Raw genomic sequence first — 18010 nt, 5'->3', positions numbered from 1 at the left:
GTCACGGTTCCAACATTTAGCCTGTATTCATCTGGAGAGCATTCATGTCGCTGGCCATCAAGAGCACGGCACCCGGAGCGAGCTTCGGCGAGGCGCCGCTGCTCCTGCTGCTGAAGCTGCGCACGTTCATCGCATTGTTCGCGGTCGTGGTCTTCTTTTCGTTCGCCGCCCACAACTTTCTGAGCATCGAGAACCTGCTCATTATGTCGCGGCACGTCGCGCTCAATGCCTTCCTCGCGATCGGCATGACGTTTGTGATCGTGGCGGGCGGCATCGACCTTTCGGTGGGCTCGGTCGTGGGCCTGACGGGCATGGTGGCAGGCGGGCTCATCCTCAAGGGCATTCCCATCGGCAGCGAGTACACATTGTTCCTGAGCGTGCCTGCCGTGATCGTCGTGGCGCTCATCACGGGAATACTCGTGGGCGCGATCAACGGCCTGCTCATCACGCGGCTGAACGTGGCGCCTTTCATCGCGACGCTCGGTACGCTTTATATCGCGCGCGGCGCCGCGTTGCTGTCCTCGGGCGGCGAGACCTTCCCGAACCTCACGGGCAATCCCGCCTACGGCACGGGTGGCTTTCCCGTTCTCGGCAGCGCGACGATACTCGGCATCCCGCTCACGGTATGGCTGCTGGTCGTGGTGGGCGTGATCGCCGCGTACATCGCCGCGCGCACGCCACTCGGCCGGCAGATCTACGCGGTCGGCGCCAACGAGCGCGCCGCCCAGCTCTCGGGTGTGCGCGTGAACCGCGTGAAGATGTTCGTCTATATGTTTTCCGGCTTCTGCGCGGCGATCGTCGGGTTGATCATTGCGTCCGAACTGGTCGCTTCGCACCCCATGAGCGGCGAGACATTCGAACTCAACGCGATCGCGGCGGCCGTGCTGGGCGGCACGTCGATGTCGGGCGGACGCGGCAAGATCGGGGGCACCATCGTCGGTGCGTTCGTGATCGGCATGCTTTCGGATGGCCTCGTGATGATGGGCGTGAGTTCGTTCTGGCAAACGGTGATCAAGGGCGTCGTCATCGTGGCGGCGGTGGTCGTGGACCAGATCCAGCGGCGCGCGCAGCAACGCTTTGCGCTGCAAAAACAGGCTGCAACGGGGGCGTGACCGATGAGTGCAACACCGGCGCAATTGAAGGGCGCGTTGATCGGCTGCGGATTCTTCTCGCTCAATCATCTGCATGCATGGCAGGACATCGACGGCGCACGGATCGTCGCGCTGTGCGACGCCAACCGCGCGCGTCTCGACGAGGTCGGCGAGCGCTTTCGGATCGAGCGGCGCTACACGGACGCGGCGACGATGCTGCGCGAAGAGCGGCTCGATTTCATCGATATCGCGACCACTGTGCCGAGTCACCGCGCGCTCGTGGAGCTTGCGGCGGCGGCCGGCGTGGCCACGATCTGCCAGAAGCCGTTCGCCTCCACGCTCAACGATGCGCGCGCGATGGTTCAAACGTGCCACGAGGCCGGCGTGCCGCTGATGGTTCATGAAAACTTTCGCTGGCAGAGCGCGATCCAGGCCGTCGGAAGGGCGCTGCGCGAGGGAGCGATCGGGCAGCCGTTCTGGGGCCGCGTGTCGTTTCGTTCTGCCTATGATGTGTTTAGCGGCCAACCCTATCTGGCGCAGGGCGAGCGCTTTATCGTCGAAGATCTCGGCATACACATTCTCGATATCGCGCGCTTCCTGTTCGGCGACGTGGCGCGTGTGAGCGCAACGACCGCGCGCGTGAACCCTTCGATTCGCGGCGAAGACGTCGCGACGATCCTGCTCGCGCATGAAAACGGCGTGAGCAGCGTGGTGGATTGCAGCTACGCGACGCAGTTGCCGCGCGAGCTTTTTCCACAGACGCTCATCGAAATCGACGGCGCCGAGGGTTCGTTGCGGCTCTTCGCCGACTACCAGTTGCAGATCCATACGCGTACAGGTACGGAGCTGCGCAACGTCGCACCGCGTGCGCTCTCGTGGACGAGCGAGCCCTGGGTGGCGATCCAGGGCAGCGTGTCCAGCATTCAGGCGCACTGGGTGGATTGCCTGCGGCGCGGCGTCGAGCCTGCCACGAGCGGTCGCGACAATCTGCGTACGCTGGAACTTGTGGAGGCCACGTATCTTTCGGCGCGCGAGGGGCGCAGCGTCGTGCCGGGAGAGGCGGCGTCATGAGCGCGGGTATCAACAGCGCGGTCTACTACGGCACGGAGCAGCCGGTGACACCGGCGCGCCGCCTCGAAGCGGGACCGTGGTCGGCGTGGCTGATCGACGGCGCATTGCATGACATCCGCTATCAAGGCACCGAAGTCATACGCGCCGTGTCGTTTCTCGTGCGGGACAAGGACTGGGGCACGTGCCGCCCCGACATCGAACGCATCGACGTCGAAGAGACGGCGGGCGGCTTTCACGTCGCGTATGACGCGCGCTGCGCGAATCCGGACGGAGCTGCGCTCCGCTTTGCACTTGCCATCGATGGCTCTGGCCATGGCGCGCTCTCGTTTCGCAGCGCCGTCACCGTGTATTCCGAGTTTCTCGCGGCGCGTTGCGGGTTTTGCGTGCTGCATCCCATCGACAGCGTAGCAGGCGCACCTGCGCGTGTGGAGCACGGCGATGGCAGTCGCGAAAGCGCGGCCTTCCCGGCGTTGATCGATCCGTGGCAGCCCTTCAAGGACATCGCGGCAATCGAACACGATCTGCCGAACGGATTGACGGTGCGTTGCGCCTTCACGGGCGACGTGTTCGAGATGGAAGACCAGCGCAACTGGTCCGATGCGTCGTTCAAGACCTACTCACGCCCGCTCGAACTACCCTGGCCCTATACGCTGGAAAAGGGCGCGACGTTCGCGCAGACGGTGACGCTGAGCGTGAGCGCGGCGGACGATGTGGCGAAGGCGGCGCAAAAGCCGCGCGAGCCTGGCGCACTCACGATCGAAATCGGGGGCGCTGACTCCGCGCTGCCCGAAACCATGCCGGCGATCGGCGTAGCGATCGCCGCACACGATGCCGCGGCGGCGCTCGCGAATCTCTCGTTGCTTGCCGAACTCGGGCCGCAGCAATTGACGCTGGGCTTCGACCCGCTTGCGGGCGATGGCGTGGCCGAGCTTGGGCGCTTTGCGCAGTTGCAGCGCGAAAGCGGCGTGGCAGCCGTGCTGGAGTTTGCATTGCCCGGCGTCGAGGCGCCGCCTGTGGAACTCTCGCGCCTCGCTGCCCAGATCGACCAGGCGGGCCTCGCCTTGACGGGCATCGTCGTGAGCCCGGCTGTGCATCGGCAGTCGAACCCGCCGGGCAGCGTGAGCCCGCCGTGCCCCGCGCTCGACGAGGTCTATCGCGAGGCGCGCCGTGCGTTCCCCAAGCTGCGCCTTGGCGGCGGCATGCTGAGCTATTTCACGGAACTGAACCGCAAGCGGCCGCCGCTCGACATGGTCGACTGGGTTACCCACGCGACGTGCCCCATCGTGCACGCCGCCGACGACCGCAGTGTGATGCAGACGCTCGAAGCCATTCCCCACATCACGCGCTCGTGCCGCGCGCTGATCGGCGGGCAGCCCTACGCGATCGGGCCGGTCTCGATCGGCATGCGGCAGAACCCGTACGGTTCGCGCGTGATGCCGAATCCCGCAGGCGAACGCGTCGCCATGGCCGCCAACGATCCGCGCCAGCGCGCGTTATTCGGCGCGGCCTGGCTCGCCGGGTACGCGGCTGCGCTCGAAGGCGCGGGAATCGAAGCACTCACGCTCGGCGCCTTGACGGGGCCGCGCGGGCTTGCCGATGTGGAAGGCGACACGCCCGCACGCTATGCGGTTCTCGATGTCGCGAAGGCATTGGCTCGCGTGGCGGGAGCGGCGCGCTTGCGCGTCACGGGAAGCGGCACTGCCGCCCGTATCGCGTGTCTCGCAGCACGCCACGCAGACGGCGCGATCGAACTCGTGCTGGCCAATCTGACGAGCGAGCCACGCGAGGTTCGGCTCGAATTCAACGAGGCAATCCCCACGTCACTGCAAGCGACGAGCCTCGACGAATGCACGTTGAGCGGACGACCCGGCGCGCCCACGCCGTGGACGCTGTCGCCCGGTGTTCCGGTAACGCTGCGTCCGTTTGCCTGTGTGTTCGCGTCTTCGCGCGTGGTGTAGGCGCAGCGTTCGCGGCTCATAAGCGCTGGGGCGTGCAGGCACGTCGGTGGAAATACCAGGTGTTGTCGTTCCGTCATAGTGGTCTACTCATCACACCAGCACATATGATCTGTTGCGGATCATCTCGCGGGAGCCAATGCATGCAAGCCGTTTCACGAAAAGCCGAATCCGCTTTCGAACGTCCGACGATCCGCAAGGTCTCGCTGCGCCTCGTGCCGTTCGTCGCCTTGATGTTCTTCATCAACTTCCTCGACCGCACCGCGATCTCGTTTGCCGGCCCGAACGGCATGGCGCACGACCTCGGTCTCGACGCGGCGCAGTTCGGTTTCGCGGCGGGCGTGTTCTTTATCGGCTACATCTTTCTCGAAGTGCCGAGCAACCTGGCGCTGCATCGCTACGGCGCGCGCCGCTGGCTCGCGCGCATCATGGTGACGTGGGGCGTGGTCGCGCTCCTGCTCGCGTGGGTCGACAGCGCGACCTCGCTCTATGTGCTGCGTTTCCTGCTGGGCGTAGCGGAGGCGGGCTTTTTCCCCGGCGCGATCCTTTTCCTCAGCAACTGGGTGCCGCAGCGCCATCGCAGCCATATCCTCGCGCTGTTTTATCTGGCGCAGCCGCTCACCATCGTGATCGGCGCGCCGTTCGCCGCGCTGCTCATCGGGGCGCATGGGTGGTTCGGGCTGGCGGGGTGGCGCGTGATGTTCATCGGCGTGGCCTTGCCGGCCATCGTGGTGGGCGTGATCGCGTGGTTCTATCTGAGCGACCGTCCCTCCCAGGCGCGCTGGCTCACACGCGACGAACAGGCATGGCTCACCGCGGAAATCGAAGCCGAGGCGCGCGCAAAAGAGCAGGGCGCCGCGAGCCACGGCGCGCATGCGGGCGCGGCCCTGCTGAGCCCGCGGGTGTGGATGTTCTCGCTGATCTATTTTGGGCTCGTCTACGGCCTCTATGCGCTCGCGTTCTTCCTGCCGACCATCATCGGCGGATTCGAAGGGCAGTTCGGCACGCACTTCAACGTGTTCCAGAAGGGGCTCATTACGGCCATTCCGTATCTGCCGGCCGCCATCGCACTCTTCGTCTGGAGCCGCGACGCCACGCGCCGCGGCGTGCGCGGCTGGCACGTCGGGATTCCCGCGCTGCTCGGCGCTCTGAGCATTCCGCTCGCGCTCTACATGAAGTCGCCGGCCGCCAGCATTGCCGTCATCACGGTGACGGCCTGCGCCGTGTTCGCCGCGCTGCCGTGCTTCTGGACGCTGCCGGCCCGCTCGCTCTCGGGCGCGGGCGCCGCCGCGGGCATCGCGCTCATCAACACGGTCGGCAACGTGGCGGGCTTCGTCGCGCCTTACGTGACGGGCGCCATGCACGATGCAACCGGCTCTTACCACGCGCCGATGTTCGTCGTCGGCGCACTGATGCTGCTGAGCGCGGTGCTCGCGCTGGCCTTTGCCCGCGAACCGCGCGCATCAGGCGAGGGCGCGCGCACGCTCGCCGCGAACTGATCGAACCTGGACTCACGGACCTTGCAAGGAGGATGAGCATGAAAGAGAAAATTGCGCTCTTTGGCGCGGGCGGAAAGATGGGCTTTCGCCTTTCGGGCAACCTGCAGAAGTCGGACTACCGCGTGGCGCACGTCGAAGTCGGCGAGGCGGGCCGCAAGCGACTCAAGGACGAGTTGAACATTGACTGCGTGTCGGTCGAAGCGGCGCTCGATAGCGCCGACGTCGTCATCCTCGCCGTGCCCGATACGCTGATCGGCAAGCTGAGCCACGAGATCTCGCCCATGCTGAAGGCCGGCACGATGGTGATGACGCTCGACGCCGCCGCGCCGTTCGCGGGCCATCTGCCGGAGCGGCCCGATCTCACGTACTTCGTGGCGCATCCGTGCCATCCGATCATCTTTAACTACGATGTCGATGAAAAGTCACTTCACGATCATTTCGGTGGCGCATACGCAAAGCAGTCGATCACGAGCGCGCTGATGCAGGGCCCGGACGAGGCGTTCGATCTCGGCGAAGACGTGGCGAAAACCATCTACGCGCCGATCCTGCGCTCGTATCGCCTGAGTGTGGACCAGATGGCCATGCTCGAGCCGGGCCTCTCCGAAACGGTCTGCGCGACGCTCCTGTATGTGATGCGCGAAGCGATGGACGAGACCATCCAGCGCGGTGTGCCCAAGGAAGCCGCGCGCGACTTCCTGCTCGGCCACATGAACATCCTGAGCGCGGTGATCTTCAACGAGATACCCGGCGCGTTCTCCGACGCCTGCAACAAGGCGATCGAATTCGGCAAGCCGCGCCTTATGCGCGACGACTGGAAGGGCGTGTTCGACCGCGCCGAGATCGCCGAGAGCATTCGCCGTATCACCTGACCCGAAACAGGAAGCACACCGTGACCGAACGTATTCACGCGACTTACTGGCTGGAAACCGGCGATGATCCGCGGCGTGCCGCCGACGTCATCGCCGGAGAGCAGTCGAGCGGCACTTTCGTCGCACTGCCAAACGAAACACCCGAGCTGAAGGCGCGCTCGGGCGCGCGTGTCGAGCGCCTCGACGTGCTCGAAACCGCGGATGCGCCGAGCCTGCCCGGCGGCATGCGCTCAGACACCTACACGCGCTGCACGCTCGAACTCTCGTGGCCGATCGAGAATTTCGGCGCGTCGCTGCCGAATCTGATGTCGACCGTTGCAGGCAACCTGTTCGAGCTGCACCAGGTGTCGGGCTTGAGGCTCACCGGGCTGCGACTGCCAGAGTCGTTCGCGGCGGCCTATCCGGGGCCGGCGTTCGGCATCGAAGGCACGCGGCAACTCACGGGCGTGGCGCACGGTCCGCTGATCGGCACGATCATCAAGCCGAGCGTGGGGCTCTCGCCCGAGCAAACCGCGCAGCAGGTGCGCGAGCTCGTGCAGGGCGGCATCGACTTTATCAAGGATGACGAACTACAGGCCGACGGCTCCCATTGTCCCTTCGACGAACGTGTGAAGGCGGTGATGCGCGTGGTCAACGACCATGCCGAGCGCACCGGCAAGAAGGCGATGGTGGCGTTCAATCTCACGGGCGACCTCGACCAGATGCGCCGCCGCCACGATCTCGTGCTCGCGCATGGCGGAACGTGCGTAATGGCCGTGCTCAATTCGGTGGGTATCGTGGGCCTGCATGAATTGCGGCGGCATTCGCAGTTGCCCATCCACGCGCATCGGGCGGGGTGGGGCTACCTCTCGCGCAGTCCGGCGCTCGGTTGGGACTACGCGCCGTGGCAGATGATCTGGCGTCTCGCCGGAGCGGACCACATGCACGTGAACGGCCTGCGCAACAAGTTCAGCGAACCCGACGACAGCGTGATCGGCGCGGCGCGCGCCGTGCTCGCGCCCGTGATGGCAAGCGCCCCAATGCCGGCCATGCCTGTTTTCAGCTCGGGGCAGACCGGCCTGCAGGCCGCCGATACCTACGCCGCACTCGGCTGCGCGGATCTCATCCACACGGCGGGCGGCGGCATCTTCGGACACCCGCAGGGCGTGGCCGCGGGCGTCGATGCATTGCGCGAAGCCTGGTGCGCCGCCATCGAAGGGGTACCGCTGGAGCAGCACGCGCAAAGGCATCCGTCCTTGCGCGCGGCGCTCGGCTTCTGGAAGTGAGCCGCGGTATGGCTGAAGCAAACAACGCGTCCCTGCCCGAGGGCCTGCTGCTCGCGTATTACGGCGACGACTTCACGGGGTCGACCGATGCGATGGAGGCCATGACGGCCGCGGGCATCCCCACCGTCCTTTTTCTCGACACGCCAACACCCGAGGCGCTCGCGCGTTTTCCCGAGGCGCGTTGTGTGGGCATTGCGGGATCGTCGCGCGGCCGCAGCACGGCGTGGATGCGCGAAACGCTGCCACATGCGTTTTCGAGCCTCGCCGCGCTCGGCGCACCGGTGCTGCAGTACAAGGTGTGCTCCACGTTCGATTCGTCGCCTGAGGTCGGTTCGATTGGCGCCGCGATCGACATCGGCGCGCAGCACATACCGGGGCGCTGGTCGCCCATGGTGATCGGCGCACCGCGCCTGAAACGCTACCAGGTGTTCGGCAATCTCTTCGCAGCCGTCGACGGCGTCGGCTATCGCCTCGACCGTCATCCGACGATGGCGCGCCACCCCGTGACGCCGATGGACGAAGCGGATCTGCGCCGCCATCTCGCGCGGCAGACGGCGCGCCGCATCGAACTCGTCGACATGCTTCAGTTGCGCGCCGGGGAGGGCGCCGCACGCGTCGGCATGCTATGCGCGGACGATACCCCCGTCGTGCTGATCGATGTGCTCGACGACGAAACGTTGGCAGAAGCGGGCCGCCTCGTTTGGGAAGCGCGCGGCGAAGGGGTGTTCACGGCCTCGTCATCGGGCCTCCAGTATGCGCTTGCCGCGTACTGGCACTCGCGCGGCTGGCTGCCTGCTACGCCGTCGTTGCCCGCGGCGAGCCCGGTCGAGGCAATTGGCGTGGTGAGCGGCAGTTGTTCACCTGTCACCGCGGCACAGATTGGCTGGGCACGCCAGCACGGTTTTCACGTGGATCGGCTCGACCTCACGCGTGCTCTCGATCCGCAGGCCGGACCCGCTGAAATCGAACGGGCGGCCGGTGCGGCTACGCAAGCCATCGTCAGCGGAAGCAGCGCCTTGGTCCACAGCGCGGAAGGCCCGGACGACCCGGTCGTGCGCGGCTTCGACGAGATTGCGCGGCGCTCCGGACGCACGCGCCAGGACGCTGCCCGCGAGGTGGGCCGTGCGCTCGCTGAGGTGATGCGGCACATGCTCGATCGCACCGGCGTCTCGCGTGTGGTCGTTGCAGGCGGTGACAGTTCGGGCGAGGTCGCCAGCGCGCTCGGCATTGACGCGCTGAGTGTGGCGGCGGGCGTGGCGCCCGGTGCGCCGCTGTGCCGGGCGTGGTCGAGCGCTGCCGGGCGCGATGGTCTCGAAATTGTGCTCAAGGGCGGACAGATCGGCCAGGCCGACTTCTTTGGCGCCGTACGCGAAGGGCAGGCGAAGTGAGCCGGCTGTGACGTGGTGGCCGGCGGCGCGGTGTGGTATTGTCATTACACCAGACGTTTACAGTACCACTGCAATGGGCGAGATCATTCCACGTCGCAAGCTATACCAGGAAGTCGTCGACCGGCTCATGGAACGCATTCGTGCGGGCGAGATCGCGCCCGGCGCGCAGTTGCCGTCCGAGCGCGAGTTGATGGAGATATACGGCGTCGGGCGCCCGGCGGTGCGCGAAGCGCTGCAGGCGCTGGAGCGTTCCGGCATCGTCGAGATCGTGCATGGTGAGCGCGCCCGCGTGGTCGTGCCAACCGCAGACCGCCTGATCGCCCAGATCGCCGGTGGCGCGCTGCATCTGCTGCGCACCCAGCCCGACATGCTCGAGCACCTCAAGCATGCGCGGCTCTTCCTGGAAACCGGCACTGCGCGCATGGCAGCCGAGCGGGCTACTGAAGAGGACGTCGCACGGCTTCAGTTAAGCGTGGCGCAGCATCGCGCGTCCATGGTCAATCTCGCGGAATTCATCGAGAGGGACATGGCGTTCCACCGCGAAATTGCGAAGATCAGCGGCAACCCGATTTTTCCCTCGATCGTGGAGTCGCTGTTCCGGTGGGCGGGCGAATACTACCAGCCGCTCGTGCGCGCGCCAGGCGTTGAGGAACTGACGCTCACTGAGCATCAACGCATCGTCGATGCGATCGCCGCCCGTGACGGTGATGCCGCCGAGGAGGCGATGCGCGCCCATCTTACGCGCGCCAACGAACTCTACCGTCTGCAAGGTCGCAATTAGCCATACGGTGGCTGGCCGTCCAGCTGCATGAACGCGCTGGACTTCATCCGGATGCTGGCGGTGTTCGACTGGCGGCGTACGGTAGCTATGCAAGCGGCAGGTGATGCCTCGGCTGCGTCAGCATCGTTGGCTTGAGAATGTCCTCGAGTTGCGCCCGCGTGAGCAATCCTCTCTCAATGACAATATCGGCGACGCTCCTTCCCGAGACGAGCGCTTCCTGGGCTACCTGCGTCGCATTCGTATAGCCGATGTACGGATTCAGCGCGGTCACGATGCCGATCGAATTTTCGACGAGCGAGCGAAGCCGCTCGCGATTGGCCGTGATCCCGTCGACACACCTCGACGCCAGGGTAAGACATCCCGCACGCAGGTGCGCCACGCTCTTGAACAGGCTGTGCGCAATGATCGGCTCGAACGCATTCAACTGCAATTGACCGGCCTCCGCAGCAAAGCTTACCGTCACGTCATTGCCAATGACTTCGAAAGCGATCTGGTTCACCACCTCAGGAATGACCGGGTTGACCTTGCCCGGCATGATGCTGGAGCCCGCCTGAACCGGCGGCAGATTGATCTCGCCAAGGCCTGCGCGCGGGCCGCTCGATAGCAGGCGAAGGTCATTGCAGGTCTTTGAAAGCTTGACCGCCACGCGCTTGAGCACGCCCGACAGTTGCACGAACGAGCCGACGTCCTGGGTTGCCTCCACGAGATTGGGCGACGTCGTCACCGGGATACCCGTGACGCTGGCCAAATGGCGGCAGACGAGCGGCGCATAGTCGGGCGACGTGTTGATGCCCGTGCCGATCGCCGTGGCGCCGAGGTTGATTTCGCAAATCAGTTTTGACGCTTCCCGCAGACGTTCCTGGTCTTCTTCGAGCATGACTGCAAAGGTGCTGAACTCCTGTCCCAGGGTCATGGGGACCGCGTCCTGCAACTGGGTTCGCCCCATCTTCAGATCGTCGCGAAACTCCGCCGCCTTCCGTTCGAACGATTCGCGCAAGACGCCCATCGCATCGACCAGTTGCGCGATGCCCATATACGTGGCGATTTTCAGCGCAGTCGGATACACGTCGTTGGTGCTTTGCCCAAGATTCACATCTTCGTTTGGGTGCAGCACCGCGTAGTCCCCTCGTTCGTGGCCAAGATGTTCGAGCGCGAGATTGGCAATCACCTCGTTCGCGTTCATGTTGGTCGACGTGCCGGCCCCGCCCTGAATCACGTCGACGACGAACTGGTCGTGGACAACCCCCTCACGGATCTGCTGGCACGCATGAACGATGGCCTTCATCTTGTGCTCGGGAAGCAGGCGCAACTCGTAGTTCGCTATCGCCGCGGCCTCTTTCACATACGCCAGGGCGTTGACCAGATTCGGATAAGTCGAGATCGGAATGCCGGTAATCGGAAAATTGGCGAGCGCACGAAGCGTATGGACTCCGTAATAGGCTTCGTTGGGCACGGCGAGGTCGCCAAGAAGATCGTGTTCGATGCGTTCAGAACGATTGGACATCTCTTTGCTCCGTTGGAGAGTGTTCGGGTCAACCGAGGGTCGCGTCTGCCGACAATGCGTACGCGATGCACCGTCGAGCGAGAACGTCGGTGGGATCAATCAGCCTGACGCGCGCGCCGCCGCTGCCCACGAATTCACTCCCGGTCAAAAGGAGCGGGAGTTCGGTGCACCCAAGGACGACGACTTCAACGCCTTCGGCAATCAGTCCTTCCATGGCGGCAGCGATGTCTTCCTGACACTGCCCCGTCGTCAATCCCGCCTTGACGCCATGTTTGCCGTAGATGGCTTCCATTACGCGCTCCTGTAGCGCCGGGGAGGGCAGGACTTGACGAAGATCCTGCGATTCGAGCGCCTTTCGATAGACCCCGCTCTCGATCGTGCCCGATGTCGCGAGCACGCCGACATCACGAAGCGCCGGATAAGTCTCGCGCAAATAGCCGACCGTGACCGTCAACATGTTCACAATCGGGATGTTGAGGTACGGCTGGATGCGCTCGACGAATGCATGCGCAGTGTTGCACGGAATGGCGATGATGTCCGCGCCGCCGTCCTCGAGCCGCTTGCACGTCGCGTACAGCGAGACCGTTGGGTCCGCGCCGTCGCCGATCAGATTCTCGGTGCGGTCCGGAATCTGCGGGTTCTGTTCGACCAGCAGCTTGATGTGATCCTGGTCGCGCGTGGCGGGCGTATTGCGGACAATCTTCTGTAGAAAATCGACCGTCGCCGCGGGCCCCACACCGCCCACGACCCCAACCTTGAAGGCGTGAGACGGCGAACCGTAGCCGCCAGAGACGACGTACTGCGCATACGCGAGGTTGGCATCGACGAGCGGCACGCCCAGCGGGCCGATTTCATCCGCGACCAGGGCGATTTCCGTCATGCCGGGCACGATCACCTGGGCACCTTGCTCGACCAGGTCGCGGCAAGCTTCGCGCAATAGCTCGACCGGACGCCCGCCCAGGTTCCCGCTCTTGATGCCATCCGATCCATATACCGCTTCCGTAACCGGATCGAAGCGTTCATCGCATCGGGGGTGGATGACTTCGAACTCGAGGGGCGCAAAGTACCGTTCAAACAGGCGCTTTTCCCGCGTGTAGTCGGAGGCAAGTATGCCGATGCGGCTCGCACCCGGGAACTTGCGCCGAATATGGCTGCGAACCGCCTCGATCATGTCCACGATCTGCAAGCGCGTGTTCGCGCGCAGTTCGTCGATGAAGGTGTGACTGAGAAAGCACGGCAGCACGACCGTGGTCACGCCGCGCTTCTCGAAGTCCCGGATCATCTCGAAGATATACAGCTTGCGTTCCGTCGTCGCGGTGCTTCCGGAGCCCGAGTTGGGAAATGGCGACTGCTGAAAGATTGCGTCGAAGTGCTCGGCATCGGTCGATGCGGGCGTCGCCTTCACCAGTTTGAAGAAAACATCGGCGCTTGCCAGCGGCCCCAGGCCGCCGACAATACCGAACTTGCGCTTGTGGCCGGCGACATCGGAAGTCATTTGGCTCCACCATGCGCCGGGCCGAAAATCTGTTCGTCGTCCTCGATGAAGTCGGCGGCGTTGCTCGCTCGCGCGCCTTCCCACTTCGCGATCACCGCGGTAGCTACGCTGTTGCCGATCACATTGGTCATCGTGCGGCCCATGTCGAGAATCTGGTCGATCGCAAGCACCATGGCCACGCCTTCGACCGGCAAATGGAACATCGGCGCCACTGCCGCGACTACCACCACCGAGCCGCGCGGGACGCTGGCCATGCCCTTGCTGCTCAGCATCAGCACGAGCAGCATGAAGAACTGCTGCGAGATCGGCATGTTGACCCCGAACGCCTGGGCAATGAAGATGGCCGCGAACGCCTGGTACATCATCGAGCCGTCCAGATTGAACGCATAGCCCAGCGGAAGCGTGAAGCCGACGACTTTCTTGTCGACGCCAAAGCGCTCCAGCTGCTCAGTCAGCCGCGGATAGGCCGCCTCGCTGCTCGCCGTCGCAAACGCGATCATGGCGGGTTCGCGCACCGCCTTGAGCAAGGTGCCGACGCGACGGCCGAGGAACAGATAGCCGACCAAAACCAGGATCGCCCACAGCACGACCAGCCCCAGATAGAAGGAGCCAATCAACTTGCCATACGTGTAGATGACGTCGAGGCCGCGCAGTGTCACCGCCGAGGCGATCGCACCGAACACGCCGAAGGGCGCCGCCCGCATGACGTAGTTCGTCACCCGCAGCATGACGGGCACCATGCCATCAATCATCTCGATCACGACCTTGACGCGCGCGTCGCGCTTCGTTGCGCTCAGTCCAAGGCCGAGGAAGACGGAGAAGACCAGGATCTGCAGGATGTCGTTACGCGCCATGGCGTCGAGCAGGCTGGTCGGAAAGGCGTGGGTCAGGACGTCCCTGAAGTTCAGTGCCGAGGTATTCAGGCCGGTATCGACCTCACCGGCACCGGCCACCATGTGCAGGCCAGCCCCCGGCTGCAGAAGATTGGCGAAGACGAGGCCCACCGTGAGCGAAATCAGCGACGCGCAAACGAACCAGCCCACCGAACGCAAACCGATGCGGCCGACGTCCTGGCCGCTGTCCATGCCGGCGAGGCCCGACACCAGCGTGACGAACACCAGTGGCGCGATGATCATCTTGATGAGACGCAGGAAGATGTCCGTGATGATCGAGAAGTATCCTGCAATGGCTTTGAGTGTCGCCGGGTCGGATGTGCTGGCGTGACATGCGTAGCCCGCAATGACGCCCAGTATCATGCCTACGGCAATAAAAACGGTGAGGCGATTTTTCATTTCCGTCTGTCCTTGAGTGACGCAAGGCGGTCAAGACATGACCGGTGTACGTTGAGAGACGCCTGGAGCGAGATCGACTGCGACCTCGGTCAAGCGTTGGGAGGCATATTAGGGGTGCCAAAAGAAGCGATGATGCCGTTGTTGCATGCGCGTATGCGAATTTTGCATAACGCGGGAATACCCTAGACGCCAGGCTGTACAACCGCGCGAAGATGCTGCCAGAGCGTATCGAGAAACTCACTGCGATTCGATGCGTCGCGGTAGACCCGAAGCTCGATATCCAGATTCCAGGGCGTCGGCCCTGCAGGGACCAGTTCACCCGCATCCAGTTCCGCGGCTATCGCGCTCTTCGGCAGCCACGCCATCCCTTCGCCTTCCATGACCATTTTTTTGAGCACCTCGGCCATGTCCGATTCATAGTGGAGCAATAAGGACGGTGCAGAGGGGGCTCGACCGAGCAGCACTGCAAGGCAACGGCCGAAATAACTGGTCTCGGTGTATGAAATGTGAGGCAGCGGCTGTTTAGCCGTTCCTGGCAGTCGATACATCGGCGCGGAGCGCAGGTTTGGCCGGCTGGCGGGCATGAGCGTGTCGATACCGACCGTGAGATGCTCATACTTCGCGGGATCGAGATGCAAGGGCAGTTCAGGGTGGTGGTAGGCGAACATCAATTCGCAGTTGCCGTTCACGAGCGTCAAGATCGAGTCGTGCACATTGGCCGGCACCACGCGCGCGCGCACGTCCCCGAAGTGGGCGGAAAGCGCCTTGAGCCACGCAGGCAAAAAATTCAGCGCAATCGTGTGGCCAGCGGCAATCTGGAGGCTCTTGCCTGCGATCCGTTTTTCAGTCCGGATGATGGCGCGTGTATCGAAGAGCTTATTCAGGATGTCTTCCGCGACTTCGCGGAAGAGTTGACCTGCGGGCGTCAACACCGGAGGGAAGCTGCTGCGATCGATCAATTCCGCGCCGACCCATTGCTCCAGCGATTGAATGCGCCGGCTGAACCCGGACTGCGTGACATTGCGGAACTCCGCTGCGCGCGAAAAGCTCTGGTATTGAGCAAGGGCGATGAAGTCCTCGACCCACTTGATTTCCATACGTATGGCCCGCCTTCCGAGACGCGAAATACCGTTTTCAGGAAGCTCCGATCTTACGCTGGTGCCGTTGCACCAGGTCGCGCTCGCTATCGCGACTGACCCACTGAAAGTCGGTGATCGCAACCACGCGAATTGCACCCGCGCTGACTCATTGCGGGCGCAATCCACTCCGGCTTCGGTCAGTAAGTCGCAGAAAACGCGGCCTGGACCTGCGCGGGCGACGTGATCCCATTGGCGATCAGCAGTTGGGTCAGCAAACGGGCCTTCTCAGGATTGAGATCGAGCGACGCGACAAATCCGCTCTTGTCATCGTCGACTTCGACGTTGCGGTTCACGAAACCCGATCCAACCCGCGAGGACCGAACGACAACGACGCCCATTTTTGCAGCGCGCTGCATGGCCAGCATGGCGGCGTTGGAAACGTCGCCGTCGCCGACCCCGGCGATCACAATCCCCTTCGCCTTGTCTGCGATCGCATGGTCGATTTGTGTCGCGTCCATGTTGCTGTGCGCGAAGACAATCTCGACCCGGGGCAATTGTCCGTCAGCGGGCAGCGTGTACGAGGACTTGCGAGCCGCGAGGACGGGCGCAACGAAGCGGATCGACGCCGGATCCACGTAGCCGATTGGCCCGGCGTTGGGAGACAGAAACGTCTGAAGGGAAGTGGTATTCGTTTTGGTGATCCAACGCGGATCATGAATCGTATCGTTCATGACCACCATCACACCACGCCCCTGCGACTGCGGGCTGGCGGCAACTTCAACGGCTTCGAGGAGGTTATTGGGGCCGTCAGCACTGGTGACACCGCCCGGTCGCATCGATCCCACGAGCACGACAGGCTTGGTGGAATGGATAACGTTCTTCAGAAAGAACGCGGTTTCCTCCATGGTGTCCGTGCCATGCGTGATCACGACACCGTCTGCCTCGCCGCGATCAAAAACCTCATTGATGCGTTTGGCGAGCTGGAACCAGACCTTGTCGTTCATGTCTTGCGAACCGATATTCGAAATCTGCTCCGCCGAGATCGTGGCGAATTTCTCGATGCCAGGGACATCCTTGATCAACTGCTGCCCGGTGCGCTCGCCCGAGTTGTAGCCGATTGCGGAACGGGCATCCGCCGTTCCGGAGATCGTGCCTCCGGTTGCAAGCACGATGACGCGTGGAAGCTGTTTTGTCTGGCCGGGGGCATTCGTTTGTTGTTCGGCGTCCGCGGCCGCGGCGGGCGCGGAATAGAGCGGAAGGGCAAGGAATATGGCCAATGCGGCGGCAATGGTCGTACGAAAATGAGCCGATACGGGGTGCGCGAATTTATTCATGATCGTGTGCAAATGGAAGAGACCTTAGACGGAAGGAACGGCGAACTCGCCGGCTCGTTGATGAACTGAACAAAGCGGGCGATCCCACGACTCAGAATTCGATTGGTAGCGGGATGGATCACGCCTCACACCTCACACCAGAGTCAGACCGGATGGTAGAAGCGGTCAAAAAAAGGACGATGCGGGGGTGGCATGTCCCTATGCGAGACTCGCATAACATGGGAAAACCCTGGCCTCGCCGACGTGCGATGCCAGTCTCTTCGGTCTGGAGCAGGGTAGCCACAGATACGATATATCCGTAGCAGTCCAGACTAATTTGCGCATGGGTGGAAGCGTTTCTCATCTCCACAGATCAGACCGGCGACTACCGGCCGGCCGACCTGGCGCGTGCGTCCGGGAAAGCGAAATGGAATCTATCGGTAAGGCGTTACGCACCGATATGTTGCGATTCCGGCCCAGGCAGGCGCTTGGGCTGCAAACAGGGAAGCAGTTAGCTCTGAAGTTAGAGTCTTATGGTTCCCGTGTCACGGCCATCGCGCCGCCCGGCAAGCCTTACTGCCGAATCAAAGCCATCATCGCGCCAAACCCGACGAACACCCCGCCCGTCACGCGGTTGAACGCTTTTGCCACGCGGCGGCTCTTGAGCGTCGCGCCGATGCGCGTGCCGAAACCCGCGTAGACGAGATACCAGCTCACTTCGCACACGGCGAAGGTCGCAACGAGCACTCCGAACTGCGGCAGCACCGGTCGGGTCGCGTCGATGAACTGCGGCAGGAGCGCCGCCGCGAAAAGGATCGCCTTCGGGTTGCTGCCACCGACGAAGAAGCCGTTGCGATAGAGCGCGAGCGGCGAGCGCACGGGGCGCGCGGCCATACGTTCGGCAACGTCCGCGGCAGCCTCGGGCACGGGTGCGCCCCACGCCTTGATGCCCAGGTACACGAGGTACGCAGCGCCAATGAAGCGCAGCGCGTTGAACATGGTCGGCCACGCTTGCAGGAACACGCCGAGCCCGGCTGCCGAAACGGCCAGCATCAGAACCAGCGCGGAAAGGCAGCCGGCCATGGTCGCGCTCGTGCGGCGCAGTCCGTACTGCGCGCCGTGCGACATGATGAGCAGCATGTTGGGACCGGGGATGGCGCAGACGACAAAGACGGTGACGAGGAATAGCCACCAGGTATGCAGATTCATTGCAAAAGTGAGATCAAAGAGGGCTGGAAGACGGCGAAGGGACGATTATGCCAGCGGACGGCGCGAGCCAGGCCGCGGCCCGCAGGCAAGCGTTGAGCCAGCGCCCGGTGAAAACGCGAGGCAGCAAAAAGAAAAGCCCGCAGCGGATGCGGGCTTGAACCATGCCAAGGGAGACATGGAGGAGACAACCTCACTATAG

At 63.8% G+C, this 18010-nt stretch carries 14 protein-coding genes; 8 read left to right on the top strand and 6 right to left on the bottom strand.

The window, feature by feature from the left end:
• Positions 1 to 44 precede the first annotated feature (44 nt).
• The 8 genes from A3CW_RS0121625 to A3CW_RS0121590 all read left to right on the top strand — a co-directional run bounded on the left by A3CW_RS0121625 (position 45) and on the right by A3CW_RS0121590 (position 9919).
• Complete coding sequence (locus tag A3CW_RS0121625; protein ID WP_028205433.1) at positions 45 to 1112, top strand: ABC transporter permease; 1068 nt, start codon at positions 45 to 47, stop codon at positions 1110 to 1112.
• Between the two features lie 3 nt (positions 1113 to 1115).
• Positions 1116 to 2162, top strand: a complete 1047-nt coding sequence (locus tag A3CW_RS0121620; protein WP_028205432.1) for a Gfo/Idh/MocA family protein — start codon at positions 1116 to 1118, stop codon at positions 2160 to 2162.
• Entirely contained in the window at positions 2159 to 4120 is a 1962-nt protein-coding gene (apnL, locus tag A3CW_RS0121615; protein ID WP_028205431.1) for a D-apionate lactonase, read from the top strand. Before A3CW_RS0121620 ends, apnL begins: the two co-directional genes overlap by 4 nt.
• A gap of 140 nt (positions 4121 to 4260) precedes the next feature.
• Positions 4261 to 5616 carry an MFS transporter gene (locus A3CW_RS0121610; RefSeq protein WP_028205430.1) on the top strand — a complete coding sequence of 452 codons (1356 nt, stop codon included), beginning with the start codon at positions 4261 to 4263 and terminating at the stop codon, positions 5614 to 5616.
• Between the two features lie 38 nt (positions 5617 to 5654).
• On the top strand, positions 5655 to 6485 hold the full coding sequence (locus A3CW_RS0121605) for a phosphogluconate dehydrogenase C-terminal domain-containing protein (protein WP_028205429.1): 831 nt from the start codon (positions 5655 to 5657) through the stop codon (positions 6483 to 6485).
• Between the two features lie 20 nt (positions 6486 to 6505).
• A complete protein-coding gene (locus A3CW_RS0121600) occupies positions 6506 to 7750 on the top strand; it encodes a ribulose-bisphosphate carboxylase large subunit family protein (RefSeq protein WP_028205428.1) in 1245 nt (414 codons plus the stop codon).
• An 8-nt stretch (positions 7751 to 7758) separates the two neighbouring features.
• On the top strand, positions 7759 to 9138 hold the full coding sequence (gene oiaK / locus A3CW_RS0121595; protein ID WP_028205427.1) for a 3-oxo-isoapionate kinase OiaK: 1380 nt from the start codon (positions 7759 to 7761) through the stop codon (positions 9136 to 9138).
• A gap of 73 nt (positions 9139 to 9211) precedes the next feature.
• A complete protein-coding gene (locus A3CW_RS0121590) occupies positions 9212 to 9919 on the top strand; it encodes a transcriptional regulator NanR (RefSeq protein WP_028205426.1) in 708 nt (235 codons plus the stop codon).
• Between the two features lie 85 nt (positions 9920 to 10004).
• On the opposite strand, the gene aspA is transcribed toward A3CW_RS0121590, so the two are convergent.
• The 6 genes from aspA to A3CW_RS0121560 all read right to left on the bottom strand — a co-directional run bounded on the left by aspA (position 10005) and on the right by A3CW_RS0121560 (position 17811).
• Positions 10005 to 11423, bottom strand: a complete 1419-nt coding sequence (gene aspA / locus A3CW_RS0121585; protein ID WP_028205425.1) for an aspartate ammonia-lyase — start codon at positions 11421 to 11423, stop codon at positions 10005 to 10007.
• A 28-nt stretch (positions 11424 to 11451) separates the two neighbouring features.
• Positions 11452 to 12918, bottom strand: coding sequence for a cysteate racemase (cuyB, locus tag A3CW_RS0121580; protein WP_028205424.1), 1467 nt, complete (start codon positions 12916 to 12918; stop codon positions 11452 to 11454).
• Positions 12915 to 14210 (bottom strand): dicarboxylate/amino acid:cation symporter, encoded by a 1296-nt coding sequence (locus A3CW_RS0121575; RefSeq protein WP_028205423.1) that lies wholly within the window; start codon positions 14208 to 14210, stop codon positions 12915 to 12917. The genes cuyB and A3CW_RS0121575 overlap by 4 nt, the downstream gene beginning before the upstream one ends.
• Positions 14211 to 14392: 182 nt before the next feature.
• Positions 14393 to 15307 carry a LysR substrate-binding domain-containing protein gene (locus A3CW_RS0121570; RefSeq protein WP_028205422.1) on the bottom strand — a complete coding sequence of 305 codons (915 nt, stop codon included), beginning with the start codon at positions 15305 to 15307 and terminating at the stop codon, positions 14393 to 14395.
• A 179-nt stretch (positions 15308 to 15486) separates the two neighbouring features.
• Positions 15487 to 16623 (bottom strand): asparaginase, encoded by a 1137-nt coding sequence (locus A3CW_RS0121565; RefSeq protein ID WP_028205421.1) that lies wholly within the window; start codon positions 16621 to 16623, stop codon positions 15487 to 15489.
• A 552-nt stretch (positions 16624 to 17175) separates the two neighbouring features.
• On the bottom strand, positions 17176 to 17811 hold the full coding sequence (locus tag A3CW_RS0121560; protein WP_028205420.1) for a LysE family translocator: 636 nt from the start codon (positions 17809 to 17811) through the stop codon (positions 17176 to 17178).
• Positions 17812 to 18010 lie beyond the last annotated feature (199 nt).

The organism is Paraburkholderia nodosa DSM 21604 (genome assembly GCF_000519185.1).
GTDB lineage: Bacteria > Pseudomonadota > Gammaproteobacteria > Burkholderiales > Burkholderiaceae > Paraburkholderia > Paraburkholderia nodosa.
The sequence above is the reverse complement of the archived record's forward strand: the minus strand, read 5'-3'. Positions and strand labels throughout refer to the sequence as shown.

Coding starts and splice junctions, on each gene's coding strand:
- A3CW_RS0121625 (WP_028205433.1), top strand. CDS start 45: ATGTCGCTGGCCATCAAGAGCACGGCACCCGGAGCGAGCTTCGGCGAG.
- A3CW_RS0121620 (WP_028205432.1), top strand. CDS start 1,116: ATGAGTGCAACACCGGCGCAATTGAAGGGCGCGTTGATCGGCTGCGGA.
- apnL (WP_028205431.1), top strand. CDS start 2,159: ATGAGCGCGGGTATCAACAGCGCGGTCTACTACGGCACGGAGCAGCCG.
- A3CW_RS0121610 (WP_028205430.1), top strand. CDS start 4,261: ATGCAAGCCGTTTCACGAAAAGCCGAATCCGCTTTCGAACGTCCGACG.
- A3CW_RS0121605 (WP_028205429.1), top strand. CDS start 5,655: ATGAAAGAGAAAATTGCGCTCTTTGGCGCGGGCGGAAAGATGGGCTTT.
- oiaK (WP_028205427.1), top strand. CDS start 7,759: ATGGCTGAAGCAAACAACGCGTCCCTGCCCGAGGGCCTGCTGCTCGCG.
- A3CW_RS0121590 (WP_028205426.1), top strand. CDS start 9,212: ATGGGCGAGATCATTCCACGTCGCAAGCTATACCAGGAAGTCGTCGAC.
- aspA (WP_028205425.1), bottom strand. CDS start 11,423: ATGTCCAATCGTTCTGAACGCATCGAACACGATCTTCTTGGCGACCTC.
- cuyB (WP_028205424.1), bottom strand. CDS start 12,918: ATGACTTCCGATGTCGCCGGCCACAAGCGCAAGTTCGGTATTGTCGGC.
- A3CW_RS0121575 (WP_028205423.1), bottom strand. CDS start 14,210: ATGAAAAATCGCCTCACCGTTTTTATTGCCGTAGGCATGATACTGGGC.
- A3CW_RS0121570 (WP_028205422.1), bottom strand. CDS start 15,307: ATGGAAATCAAGTGGGTCGAGGACTTCATCGCCCTTGCTCAATACCAG.
- A3CW_RS0121565 (WP_028205421.1), bottom strand. CDS start 16,623: ATGAATAAATTCGCGCACCCCGTATCGGCTCATTTTCGTACGACCATT.
- A3CW_RS0121560 (WP_028205420.1), bottom strand. CDS start 17,811: ATGAATCTGCATACCTGGTGGCTATTCCTCGTCACCGTCTTTGTCGTC.